This is a genomic window from Exobacillus caeni (genome assembly GCF_005747095.1).
Lineage (GTDB): Bacteria > Bacillota > Bacilli > Bacillales > Guptibacillaceae > Exobacillus > Exobacillus caeni.
The window spans coordinates 72890-89571 of sequence record NZ_SWLG01000002.1 but is presented as its reverse complement, the minus strand read 5'-3'; the positions used below and the strand labels follow the sequence as shown (position 1 = coordinate 89571).

Genomic DNA, 16682 nt, shown 5'->3' with positions numbered 1-16682 from the left:
CCCTTTGTCCCCCTCTGATCAAGGGGTGTGTTCTTATATTATACCTCCCAGGAAAACCGCTCCATAACCTAACGCTCCCATGATTACAAACGCAGGATGGACTTTAAACCTCTCTAGAAGAAGGTAGCTTGCGACTATTAGAAAAGCTGTTTGCAGCAAACCAGCTCCTTCGTAAGAGCTTTTAAAAAATTCATAAGCCATCACGCCAAGTAATACTGCAATCGTCGGGCGGATAAATAATGTCATCCTTTTCACTTTTGGCGAATCTTTGAATTTATAAAGTATGCCCAACAGAACGACCATCAAGATAAGCGATGGTGCTACTGTAGCGAATACTCCGACGATTGCTCCAAGCACACCGCCCTGTTCAAATCCGATGTATCCTGCCATTTTAGTGGCGATCGGACCGGGAAGTGCATTCCCCATCGCAAGCACTTCACTAAACTCGTTGACGTTCATCCATCCAAAGCGGTCAACAACTTCATTTTCTACAAGAGGAATCGAAGCCGGTCCGCCTCCGTACCCCAATATTCCGGGAATGAAAAATGCCAGGAAAATCTGCCAATAGATCATGACGTTTCACCACTCTTTTCATTTCCAGCCTCTTTGTCCTTTTTGATAAAAGCCGCGACTAATAATACGAAGATAACAACACCCGGATGAATGCCTAAGAACTCGATTGCCATAATACTTGCCAGTACAAGTATTATACTGCCAGTCCAACCAAGACCACCTTTAGCTTTACTAAAAAACTGCCAGGTAAGCACCGCGAGCATTACTCCTACGACGGGAACGACTGCCTGCGCCATTCCTGCTACCCACTGCTGGTCTTTAAACGTGGACAATGAGGTTAAAAGGATAACCATCAAAAAGATTGTCGGAATGATCGTTGCTGCAACAGCATTGATCAAACCAGTTATCCCGCCTACTTTATATCCAATGTAACCTGCCATCTTGGTAGCGATTGGTCCTGGCAGGGTGTTTGCGAGTGCCAACGTATCCCCAAATTCATCATCGTTCATCCATTTATAGTTCTCAACAACCTCTTTATGAACAAGAGGTATAGAAGATGGGCCTCCCCCGTAGCCGAGCATTCCTACTTTAAAGAATGCCCAGAACAACTGGCCCTGTTTTTGGGGAAGGGACAACTTCGGGGATCGATTCTTAATTGTCGGTTCCAGGGCTTCCTTTCTGCTTTCCATTACCACGCCGCGACACTTCCATCTGTTCTTGATTCTGTTCCGCCAAACAGGACTCCGCTGTCCGGGTTTCTCCAGATAATCTGTCCCCTGCCAAACAAACCGGAATCAAGAGCTACTTGAATGTCATGTCCTTTTCTAGCTAACGCCTGTGCAATATGGGTAGGGAAATTATTTTCAACTGCAATCTTCTTCCCTTCAAGCCATTGCCATCTTGGTGCATCTAACGCGGCCTGCGGATTGAGGTGGAAATCGATCGTATTCATCGCTACCTGAACATGCCCCTGCGGCTGCATAAATCCGCCCATCACTCCGAACGATCCCACCGGCTGGTCGCCTTTTGTGATAAATCCCGGGATAATCGTATGGTACGTTTTCTTGCTGGGCTCCAACCGATTATCATGTTCTGGATCTAGTGAGAAGTTGTGACCGCGGTTTTGGAGTGCGATCCCGGTGCCTGGCACCACAAGTCCTGAACCGAATCCCATGTAGTTACTCTGGATAAACGAAACCATATTGCCTTCTTCATCCGCAGTTGCGAGATAAACTGTTCCTCCCTTAGGCGGCGTTCCCGGTTCTGGAGTAAGTGCCTCTTCCCCAATCAGAGACCTGCGCTCTTCTCCGTATTGTTCAGACAACAACTGCTCTACCTTCACAGACATTTCACTTTCTTCTGTGATGTATTTTTGGCCGTCCATAAATGCTAGTTTCATAGCTTCCATCTGCTTATGGTACGTGTCGACAGATTCTTTTTGGTCAAACTCATATTCTTTAAGGATGTTTAGCGCCATTAAAGCAATTAGCCCCTGGCCATTCGGAGGAATTTCCCACACATCATAGCCTCGATAATTCACTTTAATAGGATCTACCCATTCTGGTTTGAATGAAGCAAGGTCTTCTTTTGTAATAAAACCATTGTATTCTTTGGAGAACTGTTCTATTTTTTCTGCCAGCTCACCTTGATAAAACGATTCAGCATTGCTTTCTGCAATAGACCTCAATGTTACAGCATGGCCTGGAGACTTCCAAATCCCACCGATCTCAGGAGCTTTTCCATCAGGAGCAAACGTCTCAAACCAACTGTCGAATTCCGCACCTGATAAGATCTCTTTGAATTTGTTCACTGCGCTTTTCCAGTACTTTCCGAGAATGGGTGAAATCGGATAGCCATTCTCAGCATAATCGATTGCTGGTGCTAACACCTCCGTTAAAGGAAGCTTCCCAAAGCGCTTTGATAGCTCTGCCCATGCTCCCGGTGCTCCAGGAACAGTTACAGGGATCCAGCCGTGCTTTGGAATCTCTTCGTATCCTCGTTCTTTAACAGCGTCGATCGAAATGTTCTTTGGAGAAGGTCCACTTGCATTCAAGCCGTGAAGCTTTCCTTTCGTCCATACCAGCGCAAATGCGTCCCCGCCTATTCCATTAGAAGTTGGTTCCACTACCGTTAAACATGCCGCAGTAGCAATCGCTGCATCGATCGCATTCCCGCCCTTTTTTATAATATCCAGACCTGCCTGAGCTGCGAGCGGCTGTGAGGTTGCGACCATACCTTTTTTTGCTATTGTTGTGTTTCGCTGTGAATTATAAGGATAAAATAGATGATCTTGTTGCATCGTCTCCACTCCCAATTTTTTATTTTTAAATTTGCTGCCTAATATCCCTGTTCATTAAAGCTAATGAAATAAGAAGCGAAAATAAAGCGCTTATAAAAATGGATCCATATACATTCAGAAATAATAAAGAAAAATAACCGATTACAGCCCCTGATAAAATGCATACAGGGACCTTCAAATCTCCTTTTTCCTTTTTATATACCATTATCGATATAGGGCTTATTGCTGCCGCATAAAAAATTCCAAACTCATAAAAAAGCTCTAACAACCCTTCCTCTCGAAATTCTAAAAGGGCAATACAAACAACTGCGACCGGAATCACTAACCAAAAATACTGCTTTACGACAGAGCCACGGGTCTGTTTGGGTTTAAGGGTTTTTGAAACTTCAAGCAGCACAGAATTAAACGTCGAGAACAAAATTAACAGCAATAATAAGGAAAACAAAACAAATAGGGCAGGCAGTTTTATATGAGCAAAAAACTGATCAAGAACGCCATACATATTTGTGAATCCGCCTGTAGAAATGACCGTTACAAACATAATCGAAAAAGCAAGCGGTATCGTGCCCCAAATAGCACTTGTAAAAAGAAACGTCTTACCTGCCTTCTCCTTTTCAGTTTGGAAGACCTGCCGCCATGTCACCGGATCGACAATGAGCTGGCCAAGCATAACCAGAGCACCCGCTCCAATAAACACAAGCATTTCCGGCCAATTCAAAATAAGCAGATAAGGGTGGTAGAGCCTAATACCAGCAAAGGCAGTTTCAATTCCATCCAGGATAAAAAAATAGATCAATAAAATAATGAGTAAAAAATATAAAAATCCTACGTTATAAGGCCTGTATTTTCGAAGCCGTTCGCCGCCGACAATGATGGAATACAAATAACTAACAAGTAAGTATATAAGTGTAGCCAGAGAAACAGGAATGTTAAAAATCGCAAACAAGACGGTTCCGCCAGCAATCGCCTGAAGAACAAGCCCGGTGAATCCGATTCCAAAAATAATCATTCTCATAACCTTGCTCCCGTGCTCACTCATATTGTCACTAAGAAATTCTCGCAAATTTCCATAATCCGAATATTGGGTTCGTACTTGCTTTGCGATTGGAGAAAATAGGATAAAGGAAAGCGTACCAAACAGGGCTACTCCTACTCCGGCATACAATCCAACGGTTATCATCGCTTCAGGCCCAATCAGCAGAACGTATCCTGTAACCCACCTGGCGATTAAATAAATAGCACTCAGTGCGATCCCTGACATCACCGGACCCTGGTTCTGAACATCTTTCAATTTACGTTCCTTCTTCTCGATACTTTTTAGGAGTTATTCCAACCTTTTTCTTAAACATCGTACTGAAGTAATGGAGGCTGCTGAATCCTGTTCGCACAGCGATTTCAGAAACACTGAGGCTGCTGTTCTCAAGCAGGGACTTCGCCATTTCAATTCTGTAGTTTGTTAAGTAGTCGGAAAAAGGCATATCGACTTCATCGCTAAACTTTCTGCTTAAATAGGAAGAGTTAGCGTGAACATCCCCTGCAATAATGGAGAGGTTAAGCTTTTCTCCATACCGTTCATGTACGATTTGCAGCGTATCTTTGATCAATTTGGAATAAGATGTATAATCAACCTCATTGGCATACCGTTTGATAACCTCTTTAAGTTCACTTTCAATTATTGGTTTCGTCAAATAATCAGATACCCCGATTTTAATTGATTGCTGTGCATAATCAAAATCCTGGTAAGCTGTTAAAATAACAATGTTTAAACCCTGAAATTGTTCCTTTAATTCTTTAGCCAGTTCCAGTCCTGACTTTCCCGGCATCTCGATATCCAAAAATGCAAGCTGAAACTGGATATCCTGGCTTAGTTTTAGAGCCTGGCTGCTGTCGTAAGCTTTATAGAGATTCCAGAAAGGGCAGATCGGTTTGATCATCATTTCTAACTGTTCTGAGACAAACGGTTCATCATCCACTAACAAAACGTTCATTTTATCACCTGCTGTAATTCTGTTTTAAAAGGCCAGGATGCCACCACCATAGCACCTCCATCAGGATTGTTGGAAAGTGCGATAGAAGCCCCGCTTCCAAAGAGATAACCCAACCTTCTTCTAACATTAGTCAACCCATGTCCATCACTCAGCTTTTCATGGCCATTTTGTATGCCGACCCCATTGTCCTTCACGGTTAAAACGATATTATTGTCATCTGCCAGAGAAAGGATGACCGTAACGTGAGCTTCTCCCATCTTCTTCTCCAAACCATGTTTAAAGGCGTTTTCAACCAGGGTCTGAAGCATGTAAGGAGGGATGAGGCCACGTTTCACATCTTCATTTCTAATGTCCATGGTGACCTTGAGCCGCTCACCAAACCGGATTGTTTGAATCCCAAGGTAATGTTCCGTGTGCTCCAATTCCATTGAAAGGGGAATCAATTGTTCCTTCACCCGGTACTTAAACCGTAAGAAAATCGATAAGTGTTCAAGCACCTCGATAAGTTCCGGCATTTTCTTTAGCCTTGCCAGACCGAGCAGCAGGTTCATGCTGTTAAACAGAAAGTGCGGCTGAATCTGTTGATTTAACTGCATGTATTCACTTTGCTGCAAATCCTTTTCAAGCCTGACTTTCGTATTTTCGCTTTTTAAAAAGTTGATTTCCCTTTCAAACGCGAGCATGAATAAAAGAGATACAGCCCCGGCAATCGGAGCTAAGATGGAAAAAATAACTAAAGTTGTAAAAGCATTGAAGGTTATCATCTCGGATCACATGCCTAAATTTTTTTAATAGTATAGCATACCTAAAATAACATCAGGAAGCACAGCAAACAGATAATAGGAACATTTCATTCCAGCTAGATCACATCACATGCTACAAAATGCTCTGGTCCAACCTGTCTCACTTCTGGTGTCTTCACCTTACATTGCTCCGTCGCAAGCGGGCATCTCGTATGGAACCGGCATCCTGTCGGAGGGTCGATCGGTGATGGCACATCTCCTTTTAAGATCATCCGCTCCTTCTTTCGTTTGCGGGACGCCTCTGGAATCGCTGATAACAACGCCTTCGTGTAAGGATGCTGCGGATTCTCGAACAACGATTTTTTATCCGCGATCTCTACTACCCTGCCGAGGTACATCACGATTACCCGGTCCGAAATATGACGAACAACACCCAGATCGTGGGAGATAAAGAGATAGGTGAGGTTATATTGCCTTTGCAGCTTTTTCAATAAATTTAAGATTTGTGCCTGTACGGAAACATCAAGCGCAGAAACTGCCTCATCACATATGATTAGCTTAGGCTCCACCGCTAATGCACGGGCGATTCCGATTCTCTGACGCTGGCCTCCGCTAAATTCATGTGGGAAACGATCCGCAAATTCAGCCTGAAGGCCTACTTGTTCTAAAAGCTCTTTTACTCGCTGTGGACGTTCCTTTTTAGGGACAACGTTTAAAATTTCTAACGCTTCTTCCAAAATTCTCCCTACCGTTTGCCGTGGATTTAAGGAAGCGTATGGATCCTGAAAAATAACCTGGAGGTCTTTCCTCATGTTTCTCATCTTCCGTTTACTTAAACCGAGCAAGTCCTTATCTTGAAACGTAACCTTTCCATCTGTCGGTTCTTCAAGGCGAAGGATGGCCCTGCCGGTCGTAGACTTCCCGCAGCCTGACTCTCCAACGATACTAACCGTTTCGCCTTCATAAATATCAAAGCTCACGCCGTCTACTGCTTTCACATGGTTCACGGTCCTACCGAACAATCCCCCTTTTATCGGGAAGTATTGTTTCAAATCATTCACTTGTAATAACGGCTTCTTTACTTTCTTAACTGTTTCCAGCTGCATATAACGTTACCCCCTTATCTGAGTCAGTCTGGTCCTTATCGTTGGTGATAGGAGTATCTTCTCGCTTCCATTCTTCAGTATGCATCCAGCATCTTACCTTTATTTCTCCATCCATTTCCGTCAAATCAGGCAGTGATTGGTGGCAAAGCTCTCTGGCATATGGACATCTCGGTGCAAACAGGCAGCCCTTCGGCAGATCGCTCGGACTCGGTACACTTCCTCTTATCGCCTGCAGCTCCTCCACGTCCTCATCAAGCTTTGGAATCGAGTTGAGGAGCCCTTCTGTATAAGGGTGCTTTGGATTTTCGAACAGCGAATCTACATCTGTATACTCTACGACTTTTCCGGCATACATAACCGCTACCTTGTCACACGTCTCCGCTACCACTCCCAGATCGTGGGTGATCATTACGATCGCTGTCCCAAGCTCGTTTTGGAGTTTTTTCAATAAATCGAGGATCTGTGCCTGGATCGTTACATCCAGTGCTGTCGTTGGCTCATCCGCGATTAGGAGCTCCGGGTTACACGCTAATGCGATCGCGATCATAACCCGCTGTCTCATTCCACCACTCAACTCATGCGGCTCTTGCTTTGCACGCTTTTCCGGCGACGGCATGCCGACCAACTTCAGCATATCGACAGCTTTATTCCATGCTTCTTTTTTGCCTGCATTCTGGTGGATGCGAATCGCCTCTGCGATCTGCTCTCCCACTGTATAAACCGGATTGAGCGATGTCATCGGCTCCTGAAAAATCATCGAAATTTCATTTCCTCGAACTTTTCTCATCTCTTCTTCCGATTTATCCAGCAGGTTTTCACCTTTAAACAAAATTTCACCATCAACAATTTTTCCAGGCGGAGAAGGGACAAGGCGCATGATCGATAAAGAAGTCATACTTTTTCCGCAGCCGGACTCTCCGACAATCCCCAGCGTTTCTCCGCGCTTCACTTTAAAATCCACTCCGTCTACTGCTTTTGTTACTTTATCTTCCGTAAAGAAATGGGTCTTTAAATTTTTAACCACCAGCACATCTTGATCTTGTTTATTCATGGTGTCCCTCCTTTAGTTGAGATCTATCCGTTTATTCAGGAATCGGTAAGATATGTCGACTATCATATTAACGAGCACGAAAATAATCGACACTACTAGGATCGTTCCCTGTACGACAGGCATATCCCTCATCCGGATCGCATCGATAATGAGTCTTCCGATACCGTTGATCGCAAATACTGTTTCGGTTAACACGGTTCCGCCAAGCAAAGCTCCAAACTGCAAACCAACTACTGTAATAACAGGGATCAGGGCGTTTTTAAGAGCATGTTTATAAACGATGATCCGTTCTTTTACCCCTTTTGCTTTTGCTGTTCTAATGTAATCCTGTCGAATAACCTCCAGCATGCTTGATCGTGTCATACGGGCTACAATCGCTGCACCGCCTGTTCCAAGCGTAAGCGCCGGAAGGATAACATGCATGAACGTCCCCCAGCCTGAAACCGGAAAGATTTGTATTTTAACCGAGAAATAAAGAATGAGCATCAAACCTAACCAGAAGTTCGGCAACGATACCCCCAATAACGCTACGACCATCAAGGATATATCAGAAAAAGAATACTGTTTTGTCGCTGAAATAATACCAGCCAGCAAACCCAGAACAATCGTTACCAGGATGCTCCAGAATGCCAGTTCAATCGTGATTGGCAAACGTGTAAGAATTTCATCGATCACAGGGCGGTTTGTTCTGATTGATGTACCAAGATCCCCCTGTGCGACGTTTTTCACATAGGTGAAGTATTGGGTAACAACAGGTTCATCCAGTCCAAGCTGGCTCCTGATCTGTTGTACCTGTTCATCTGAAGCACTCTCCCCGGCCAATAGAACAGCTGGGTCACCAGGTACCATCTGCATAATAAGAAAAACCACTAATGTAACCCCGAGCAATACGGGAATCATCTGAAAGATTCGTCGTGCAATAAAAACAAACATTACTTCTTCCTCCTCTACTGTTTCAATCTAGGGTCTAATGCATCACGGAGTCCGTCTCCAAACAGGTTAAAGCCAAGTACGATCGTTGCGATCGCAAGTCCAGGGAATGTTGCTAAATGAGGAGCCTGCCATAAGAAGTTTCGGCCTGAACTCAACATTGCACCCCACTCCGGCGTTGGCGGTTGTGCTCCCATTCCTAAGAAAGAAAGTCCCGCGGCTGTCAATATAGCTGTCGCAAGCCTTAACGTTCCCTGAACGATGACTGGAGAAAGTATGTTAGGCAAAATATGAACAAAAATGATCTTAAAGTCGTTTGCACCGAGTGAACGGATCGCATCGACATATTCCATCTTTTTGACTGATAAGGTTGAACCTCTGACAATCCTTGCAAATGTAGGGATAGAGAAAATTCCGACTGCGATCATGACATTGATCATGCTTGGTCCAAGAGCGGAAATAATCGCTAATGCAAGTAAAATACCAGGAAACGCCAGCAATACATCTATAAATCTACTAATGAATGTATCGATCCACTTTCCGTAATATCCGGCAAAGAGACCCAGGATAATTCCGAAGAACGCCCCGATCGAAACGGATACAACCCCGACTCCAAGTGACAACTGGGCACCGTATAAAATCCGGCTCAAAATATCTCTTCCTTTATCATCCGTTCCCATCCAGTGCTCCCATGATGGAGTGGCGAGCTTATTTCCAAGGTCGATTGCCAATGGGTCATACGGAGCGATAACCGGCGCTGCGACAGCAAGTATTAAATAGAAAAGAATGATCGCTCCCCCGGCCATGGCCATTTTATTTTTTTTGAGCTGTTTATAGAACGCTTTCCATCTTTCCACTTTGGGATGCGATGGTTTAATCTTTTTCGGTGCTTGCAGTGATGGTTGGTTGTCCATCTTGACCGCTTGATTACTCATATGTCTCCCTCCTCGTATGTCTGTAATGTAAAACTATCAGAAAATAATAAATTTTTGTTGTATTTTTAATTTTTAGTAATCATTTTGTAAATTTGAGTAATGAAAACGTAAATATTTTATTCTAAATTTTCTTATAATTGGTCTAAGCCATTCAACTGCGGGTGGGAAACTAACAGAAAGGTGGTGGAACAAATGGTGGAAACAACAGTAAATACAAAAGTGAAGCGAATTGAAAAGCTTCGTTCTAAAATGACAGAGGGCAATATAGAAGCAGTGATTCTTTCTTCTCCTGAAAACCGATATTACTTTTCAGGGTTTAGGGGTTCAAGCGGCGCGCTGCTTATAACTTTAGAAAACTGTTATCTATATACAGATTTTCGCTATACAGACCAGGCAGAAGAGGAAGCTAAGGATTTTGAGATTATTCAACATCAACGCAATATGTACGAAAAGATCAGTAATGCGTTATCCTCATTGCCAGGATCAAACGTAGGAATCGAATCCGGAAGTATGCCCGTCGATATCTATACCGAAATTTCAAATGCTCTTCCTTCATATACATTTACTCCGATTGAACCGATCGCAAATGATATTCGGATGATTAAGGATGAAGAAGAGATCTGTTACTTACGAAAAGGCGTCTCGCTCTGTGATAAGGCCTTTGACCATATTCTTGGTTTTATTAAACCGGGTATGTCCGAAAAAGAGATTGGGCTTGAGCTTGAGTTTTATATGAGAAAAGCCGGTGCGGAAGGAATTAAAGCGAACCATGTCATCGCATCAGGCGAACGAGCGAGCCTTCCACATGGACAGGCTACGGAACGCATTGTGAAAAAAGGCGATTTTGTAAAGATGGATATCGGGGCAAGAGTAAACGGCTATTATTCTGACTTCACAAGAACGGTCGTGCTCGGTGAACCTTCTCCCAAACAGCTAGAAATCTATCACATTGTCAGGAAGGCCCAGGAGGCTTCGCTTAAAGCAATTGGTCCAGGCAAGATTTGTTCAGAGCTTGATGAGGTCGGAAGGTCGATTATCCGTGAAGCAGGATATGGGGACAACTTTGGCCATAGCCTTGGACATTCTATTGGTCTTGCGGTGCATGAAATGCCGGTAATGCGAGCTATGGATCAAACAGCTCTGCAGCCCGGAATGGTTATTACTGTGGAGCCTGGTATCTATATACCTGGGTTCGGAGGTGTTCGGATCGAAGACTTGCTTGTGATAACCGAAGACGGATATGAAAACCTAACAAAATCTACAAAAGAACTTCAAATCTTACCTGTTTAAAATAGAAAGGGGAGCCACATCTATGCAATCAAAGAAAGCTTTGTCTTTGTTACTTGCAGCTCTATTTATAATCGGAACAGTCTTGACTGGATGTACGGGTTCAAATGAAGCTAGCAGCGGTAAAAGTTCCGACGGCGCGAGCGGTAAAAATGGTGGCAAATTAGTCATCGCGGAATTATCAGATGCGACACAGCTTGACCCACATAAAGGAACTGATATTCCTTCTGCTAACGTTTACCACGGAAAAATTTATGAAGGACTTGTTAAGCAAGATAAAGACATGGAAATTCAACCAGCTCTTGCTACGGAATGGAAAAAGATCGACGATTTAACATGGGAATTCAAGCTTCGTGAAGGAGTTAAATTCCATGATGGCACTGAATTTAAAGCAGATGCAGTTAAGAAAACGATCGAACGAATTCTTGACCCGGAGATCGCATCTCCTCGTGCAAAACTCTTTGAAATGATTAAAGAAGTAAAAGTAGTGGATGACTACACTGTACAGCTTATTACGGAATATCCATTTGCACCGCTGCTTGCTAATCTTGCTCACTACTCTGGTGGCATCATCAGCCCGGCAGCAATCGAGAAATATGGTGACACACTTGGACAACACCCGGTCGGAACTGGTCCTTTCAAGTTTGATTCATGGACTCCTGGCCAGGAAATCAACCTTGTGAAAAACGATGACTACTGGGGCAAAAAAGCTAAAGTAGATCAAGTAGTATTTAAAGTAATTCCAGAAGACGCAACTCGTATCGCGATGGTGGAAACTGGTGAAGCCCATATCGCTGAACCTGTACCAGTAACAGATGTACAACGAATCGAAGGAAGCTCTTCCATGAAGCTAAACCGCAGTGAAGGGTTAGGAATCGACTATGTTGGCTTTAACGTCCAAAAGAAACCTTTTGACGATGTTCGAGTAAGACAGGCGATCAACCTTGCGACTGACACTGACGTTATTTTAGAAGGCGTTTATAATAACGTAGGTACAAAAGCAACTGCACCGATGGGACCTGGAGTATGGGGACATAACCCGAACCTTGAAGGCTATGGATATGATGTAAACAAGGCGAAAGAATTACTTGCTGAAGCAGGCTATAAAGATGGCTTCAAAACAACGATCTGGACGAACGACAACAAAGCACGCGTCGACCTTGCTGAAGTTCTTCAATCCCAGCTAAAAGGCGTAGGAATCGAAGCTGAAGTGAAAGTACTTGAATGGGGAGCTTACCTTGAAGCAACTGCCAACGGCGAACACGATATGTTCATCCTTGGATGGTCTAACATGACAGGTGATGCGGACTACAACCAGTATTTCTTGTTCCATTCTGAAGCGATCGGAAATCCTGGTAACCGTACATTCTACAGCAACCCTGAAGTTGATAAACTAATCGATGCAGGGCGTAGAGAATCTGACCCTGAAAAGCGTAAAGAAATTTATGCAAAAGCACAGAAAATCGAAATGGAAGATGCTCCGATGATCTTTATTAGAAACGATGAAGACCTGGTAGCACTTGGAAACAATGTAAAAGGATTCTGGATGCACCCTGCTGGTACGTTGATGATTAATGATGTATCTATTAAGTAAGTAAAATGAAAGGCCGGTCTCTTTTGGTAAGAGGCTGGCCTTTTAACATGTGAATTGGACACAGGGACAGGTTCCCCTTGTCCCTCTATCCTCTATATCAGCTTCTAGAAGGTGGTTTTCCTCTTCTCTTTCTTTCAGGGATATTCAAAACTGGGACATTGCTGGTTTTGTTATAACCAACAAATACTTTCTCTTCATCAACAGGCTTCACGCTACCATTTTGAGACAGTACACCGTTGAAAGCTGCTTCATCCCGAGTGCTCTCTTTAACAAATACCCGTTTCCTCCACCATCAACATCACAAGAACAAATACCGGATTGTTCTTCTTCTGTTCGGTCAGACGCCATAACTTATCCCTCTTATTGATTTTTCATTATGCGTCTAAAATCTTTTATGTCACTCTCATGCTTAATAGAACGAGCAGCTAAAGTATCAATCACTCTTTGTTGGCCTTCTAATGTATCTTTAAGTTCATCAGTTTTGGTATCGATGTGTTTCTCAATTTGCTCAAAGTATGGTCCAAGTCCATTAATTAGGTTATGTTTTAACTGATCTTGTCCTGATTTAAGGTCAGTTACATCGGTTTTAAGATCAGTTACATCGGTTTTAAGACCAGTTACATCGGTTTTAAGATCGGTTACATCTGTTTTAAGATCAGTTACATCGGTTTTAAGATCGGTTACATCTGTTTTAAGACCGGTTACATCGGTTTTAAGATCGGTTACATCGGTTTTAAGACCAGTTATATCTATTTTAAGATCGGTTACATCTGTTTTTAATTCTTGCTGACCCTTCTCTAAACTATCAAATTGAGTATTAAGTTTTTGAAGTTCCCCAAGTATCTGATTCAAAGTTTCTTCCACTTAAATCACTCCGTTTCCTATTTTAAATTATAACACGCTTATAAAGAAATGTTATGATCCTCTTCTCTAATGAAGCCGGGTGCTTTACCAGCTATTTGGATGATCCTCCAGGCCGTTGATTCTTTCCATCGTATCCATATGAGCTTCCAAATGAGAGAGGAAGACCTATCCAGACTTTGCTTCCTGTAAGTTTATAAACCGCTACTCCTTTTATTCTTTTTTCCATACCTTTAGATAACCGTCTAGGAAAGCGCAGGAAACAGGCTGATTGTCCCTCTATTAGCGTAAGAAGAAGGAACAAGCTCTTAACCATACGTTTGATTTAGACTTATGTTCGAAATAGGGATGTAAATGGAACTAAGCACCTGTCCTCTTTCCTTCCAAAAACTCGGGACAAGGAACCTGTCCCTCAGTCCCACACTCAGTCCCAGCTATTCAGTTCGATGAATAACACTTTTAGAAATCCCTGTTATCCTGGATATCTGCCTTATGCTTACACCATTTAGTTCCTTAAGCCTTGCTAAAACTTTATCCCTTTCTTCCCTGTCCATCCGCTGTAACACACTGTTACTTGTAACTCCTAATGTAAGAAAATATGCCCGAGTTTCAACAGTCTCACTCTTAAACCGCTCCTGAAACAAATGGCCAATCCGTTCATACTTCATGTTGTACCAGTACACATAGCTGGAACTGATTCGCTTCAAAGCTTTCGAAACCGTTTCTTCTGACTCCTTAATTAATAAATGGACATGGTTATCCATCAAACAGTAGCTATATAGCTCAAATTGACTGATTCTCTTATATTTCTTCAACGTCTCTAAAAACTTGCGCTTGTCTTCATCCTCCTCAAAAATTGTTTGTTTATTAATTCCTCTTAAAATGACATGATAGATTCCAGTACTGCTCTTTCTCCTGGCCTTTCTAGGCAAGCCTGAATCACCTCTTTATTTGTTGAAAAGAAATGAGATTATTAGAGTTTTAAATGTAATTGGATAGTAAAGGAGTTTAAAAATACTTATATGGAGTAAAATGAAAGACTTTCTTTAAACGGGTTATGAGATTTTGGGGTTAAAATGTGTTTTACAGAAGGGTAAAAGAGGGTTACTTATTAATTCAATAAAAGGGAATAAATTCCTACAACAAAAAAGCTAAAATCGATATTTAAAAGACGATCGTGAAGACCTTAAATGAATAAGTTTATGATAAAACTAAGAAATCCTGCTGCTAAATATCTCCATAAACTCCCTCCTAAATTAAAAAGCAAACATTATTATCATAATAGATATTAGACCTCGTGAAGACACCTATAAATAACATCAAAAGTCAAAAGCTTCCTCAAAAACATTTTGACGAAAGCTTCTTTGTAACTCCGTAGAGAAAATATTTTTGAAATTCTTTTAAAAGTAGTATACAACTAAAAAAACTCTATCAATAAAACGCCAGGCATTGTCAAAGTTCACTTATGCCCGGCGTTTGTGTAGAAACAATACTTTTATATTATCCATCACTTAAAATGGGACTAGGAACCTGTCCCTTTGTCCCTCTCCACCTGTCCTTCCTCTTATCCCTTAACAGCCCCTTGAGTAGCTCCTTCCACAATATATTTTTGGAAAAAGGCGAAAAGGATCAGTGTCGGTATAACGGAAAGAACGGTGGCAGCTGACATAGCTCCCCAATCTATATCAAACTTTGTAATAAAGGAATTCATAGCGACCGGTATTGTTTTTGAAGATTCGTCATCAATAAACATAATTGCAAGGAAGAGTTCGTTCCAGCATTGTACAAAGGCAAAGATAAACGTAGCTGTGATCCCAGGCAGCATTACTGGAAAAATCACCCTGAATAATGCCTGTGTTCGGGTACACCCATCAATCATTGCCGCTTCCTCTAAACTCGCTGGTATCCTTTCAAAGAAACCTCTCATAATGATAGTACAGAAAGGAATCATCATGACGGTATATATCAAAAGCAAAGCAGACAACTTGTTTAATAGATTAAGCTTGGACATTAAAAGGTAGAGTGGCGCAAGTGCAATAAACAGCGGAATCATTTGGGTAACAAAAAATGCCAGCACAATCTGGTTTTTGCCTTTAAACTGATACCTTGCAAGCACATATCCGCTAAACATAGAGATTATAACAGCAAAAATACCCGCAACAACTGCTACTATTAAACTATTCATTATGTACAAATGAAAGTTCGAAAAGCTAAACATATTAACATAGTGTTCAAAAGTAATATTTTCAGGCCAGTATTGCAGTGGAAAGGTGAATATATCTTTTTGTGGCTTAAGTGATGTGATGAATATCCAGTACAAAGGAAACAAAGTAGTGACTAGAAAAAGAAAAAGGAAGGTTCGTTTCATACTGACCCATAAAACATGCCCCATTAAAAATCACCCGCCTTCTTGTAATTTGTTACAAGTAAAAAGAAAACCGCAAACAATAACAACGATAAGATAATAATGACTCCAATAGCAGAAGCTTCCCCATAGTTTTGGTCATACATAATTTTCTCTATCATATAAGTCGTTATAATGTGGGTCGAACCCGCTGGACCGCCATTGGTCATGGAGTAAATCAAGTCTGGAAAATTCAAGATCCATATGACCCGAAGAAGGGTTGTTGCCAATAAGGTAGGCAATATAAATGGAATCGTAATACTTGTAAGTTGCTGGATTTTATTCGCCCCATCCATATCGGCCGCCTCATATAACTCCCCTGGGATAGATTGCAGGGCAGCTAAGATCATAATGGCAAAAAAGGTCGTACCGTACCAGATGTTCGCTATGATCACCGAGATCATCGCCCAGTTCGGATCTGATAAAAAAGGTATCTGCTGTTCGATAATCCCGGTCCTTAACAACAGATCATTGATCACTCCGTTCTGCCCGTTAAACATCCAGCGCCAGATCAAGCCGATCAAAAAGCCAGACATTGCCCATGGAAAAAAGACAAACGCCTGATAGATTCCCCTTCCTTTAAATGCCCTGCGCAACAAAAGCGCGAGTATAAAACCTAGAGTTAACTGGAAGAAAAGGGAGACGAACACCCAGAGGACACTGTTCCATGCAACAGTGGAAAACTCGGCAGTTGATATAACTGCCCTAAAGTTCTCTAACCCAATAAAAGCGCGATTGCTCAGATCGAACAGCGTATAATTCTGAAACGCCATGAGCACCCCTTTAAACAGAGGATAATAAATGAACACACTGACAAGTAACATTGCTGGAAATAAGCATAAGAAAATGAACTTACCTTCTTTAGAAAAAGTAAAAAATGGTTTATGGGAAACAACGTTTTGCTTTCGTTGAGGTTGTGGGTCTACCATAATTTCCTCCTATTACACCAAAGGGCAGCACTGAGCTGCCCT

The 16682-nt window shown here is 42.3% G+C and carries 17 protein-coding genes; 2 read left to right on the top strand and 15 right to left on the bottom strand.

The features are described 5' to 3' along the window. Positions 1 to 33: 33 nt before the first annotated feature. The 10 genes from FCL54_RS03890 to nikC all read right to left on the bottom strand — a co-directional run bounded on the left by FCL54_RS03890 (position 34) and on the right by nikC (position 9565). Positions 34 to 573: a chromate transporter gene (locus FCL54_RS03890; protein WP_138123419.1), complete on the bottom strand. Its 540-nt coding sequence runs from the start codon at positions 571 to 573 to the stop codon at positions 34 to 36. After that, on the bottom strand, positions 570 to 1202 hold the full coding sequence (locus FCL54_RS03885) for a chromate transporter (protein ID WP_138123417.1): 633 nt from the start codon (positions 1200 to 1202) through the stop codon (positions 570 to 572). The genes FCL54_RS03890 and FCL54_RS03885 overlap by 4 nt, the downstream gene beginning before the upstream one ends. Further along, the gene (locus tag FCL54_RS03880) at positions 1202 to 2812 is read right to left on the bottom strand and encodes a gamma-glutamyltransferase family protein (RefSeq protein WP_138123415.1); all 1611 of its coding nucleotides are present in this window, start codon (positions 2810 to 2812) and stop codon (positions 1202 to 1204) included. Before FCL54_RS03880 ends, FCL54_RS03885 begins: the two co-directional genes overlap by 1 nt. A gap of 25 nt (positions 2813 to 2837) precedes the next feature. Further along, entirely contained in the window at positions 2838 to 4103 is a 1266-nt protein-coding gene (locus FCL54_RS03875; protein WP_138123413.1) for a hypothetical protein, read from the bottom strand. A 1-nt stretch (position 4104) separates the two neighbouring features. After that, a complete protein-coding gene (locus tag FCL54_RS03870) occupies positions 4105 to 4800 on the bottom strand; it encodes a response regulator transcription factor (RefSeq protein WP_138123411.1) in 696 nt (231 codons plus the stop codon). Continuing rightward, the gene (locus FCL54_RS03865) at positions 4797 to 5564 is read right to left on the bottom strand and encodes a sensor histidine kinase (protein ID WP_138123409.1); all 768 of its coding nucleotides are present in this window, start codon (positions 5562 to 5564) and stop codon (positions 4797 to 4799) included. The genes FCL54_RS03870 and FCL54_RS03865 overlap by 4 nt, the downstream gene beginning before the upstream one ends. A 95-nt stretch (positions 5565 to 5659) precedes the next feature. Beyond that, on the bottom strand, positions 5660 to 6649 hold the full coding sequence (locus FCL54_RS03860) for an ABC transporter ATP-binding protein (RefSeq protein WP_138123407.1): 990 nt from the start codon (positions 6647 to 6649) through the stop codon (positions 5660 to 5662). After that, on the bottom strand, positions 6630 to 7700 hold the full coding sequence (locus FCL54_RS03855) for an ABC transporter ATP-binding protein (protein WP_138123405.1): 1071 nt from the start codon (positions 7698 to 7700) through the stop codon (positions 6630 to 6632). Before FCL54_RS03855 ends, FCL54_RS03860 begins: the two co-directional genes overlap by 20 nt. Before the next feature lie 12 nt (positions 7701 to 7712). Further along, the gene (gene nikB, locus FCL54_RS03850; protein WP_138123403.1) at positions 7713 to 8633 is read right to left on the bottom strand and encodes a nickel ABC transporter permease; all 921 of its coding nucleotides are present in this window, start codon (positions 8631 to 8633) and stop codon (positions 7713 to 7715) included. Positions 8634 to 8647: 14 nt separating this feature from the next. Continuing rightward, complete coding sequence (nikC, locus tag FCL54_RS03845) at positions 8648 to 9565, bottom strand: nickel transporter permease (RefSeq protein WP_138123401.1); 918 nt, start codon at positions 9563 to 9565, stop codon at positions 8648 to 8650. A gap of 192 nt (positions 9566 to 9757) precedes the next feature. On the opposite strand from nikC, the gene FCL54_RS03840 reads away from it, so the two are divergent. Both FCL54_RS03840 and FCL54_RS03835 read left to right on the top strand, forming a co-directional pair. Then, a complete protein-coding gene (locus FCL54_RS03840) occupies positions 9758 to 10855 on the top strand; it encodes a M24 family metallopeptidase (RefSeq protein ID WP_138123399.1) in 1098 nt (365 codons plus the stop codon). Between the two features lie 22 nt (positions 10856 to 10877). After that, the gene (locus tag FCL54_RS03835; protein ID WP_138123397.1) at positions 10878 to 12446 is read left to right on the top strand and encodes a glutathione ABC transporter substrate-binding protein; all 1569 of its coding nucleotides are present in this window, start codon (positions 10878 to 10880) and stop codon (positions 12444 to 12446) included. A 207-nt stretch (positions 12447 to 12653) separates the two neighbouring features. Here the strand turns inward: FCL54_RS03835 and FCL54_RS23810 are convergent, their stop codons facing one another. From FCL54_RS23810 to FCL54_RS03815, 5 genes are all read right to left on the bottom strand, one after another. Further along, positions 12654 to 12794 (bottom strand): hypothetical protein, encoded by a 141-nt coding sequence (locus tag FCL54_RS23810; protein WP_171016672.1) that lies wholly within the window; start codon positions 12792 to 12794, stop codon positions 12654 to 12656. A 12-nt stretch (positions 12795 to 12806) separates the two neighbouring features. Then, on the bottom strand, positions 12807 to 13310 hold the full coding sequence (locus FCL54_RS03830) for a coiled-coil domain-containing protein (protein WP_138123395.1): 504 nt from the start codon (positions 13308 to 13310) through the stop codon (positions 12807 to 12809). Between the two features lie 431 nt (positions 13311 to 13741). Continuing rightward, positions 13742 to 14239 (bottom strand): transposase, encoded by a 498-nt coding sequence (locus FCL54_RS03825; RefSeq protein ID WP_138123393.1) that lies wholly within the window; start codon positions 14237 to 14239, stop codon positions 13742 to 13744. Between the two features lie 632 nt (positions 14240 to 14871). Further along, positions 14872 to 15699, bottom strand: coding sequence for a carbohydrate ABC transporter permease (locus FCL54_RS03820; RefSeq protein WP_138123391.1), 828 nt, complete (start codon positions 15697 to 15699; stop codon positions 14872 to 14874). After that, positions 15699 to 16640 carry a carbohydrate ABC transporter permease gene (locus tag FCL54_RS03815; protein ID WP_138123389.1) on the bottom strand — a complete coding sequence of 314 codons (942 nt, stop codon included), beginning with the start codon at positions 16638 to 16640 and terminating at the stop codon, positions 15699 to 15701. Before FCL54_RS03815 ends, FCL54_RS03820 begins: the two co-directional genes overlap by 1 nt. Positions 16641 to 16682 lie beyond the last annotated feature (42 nt).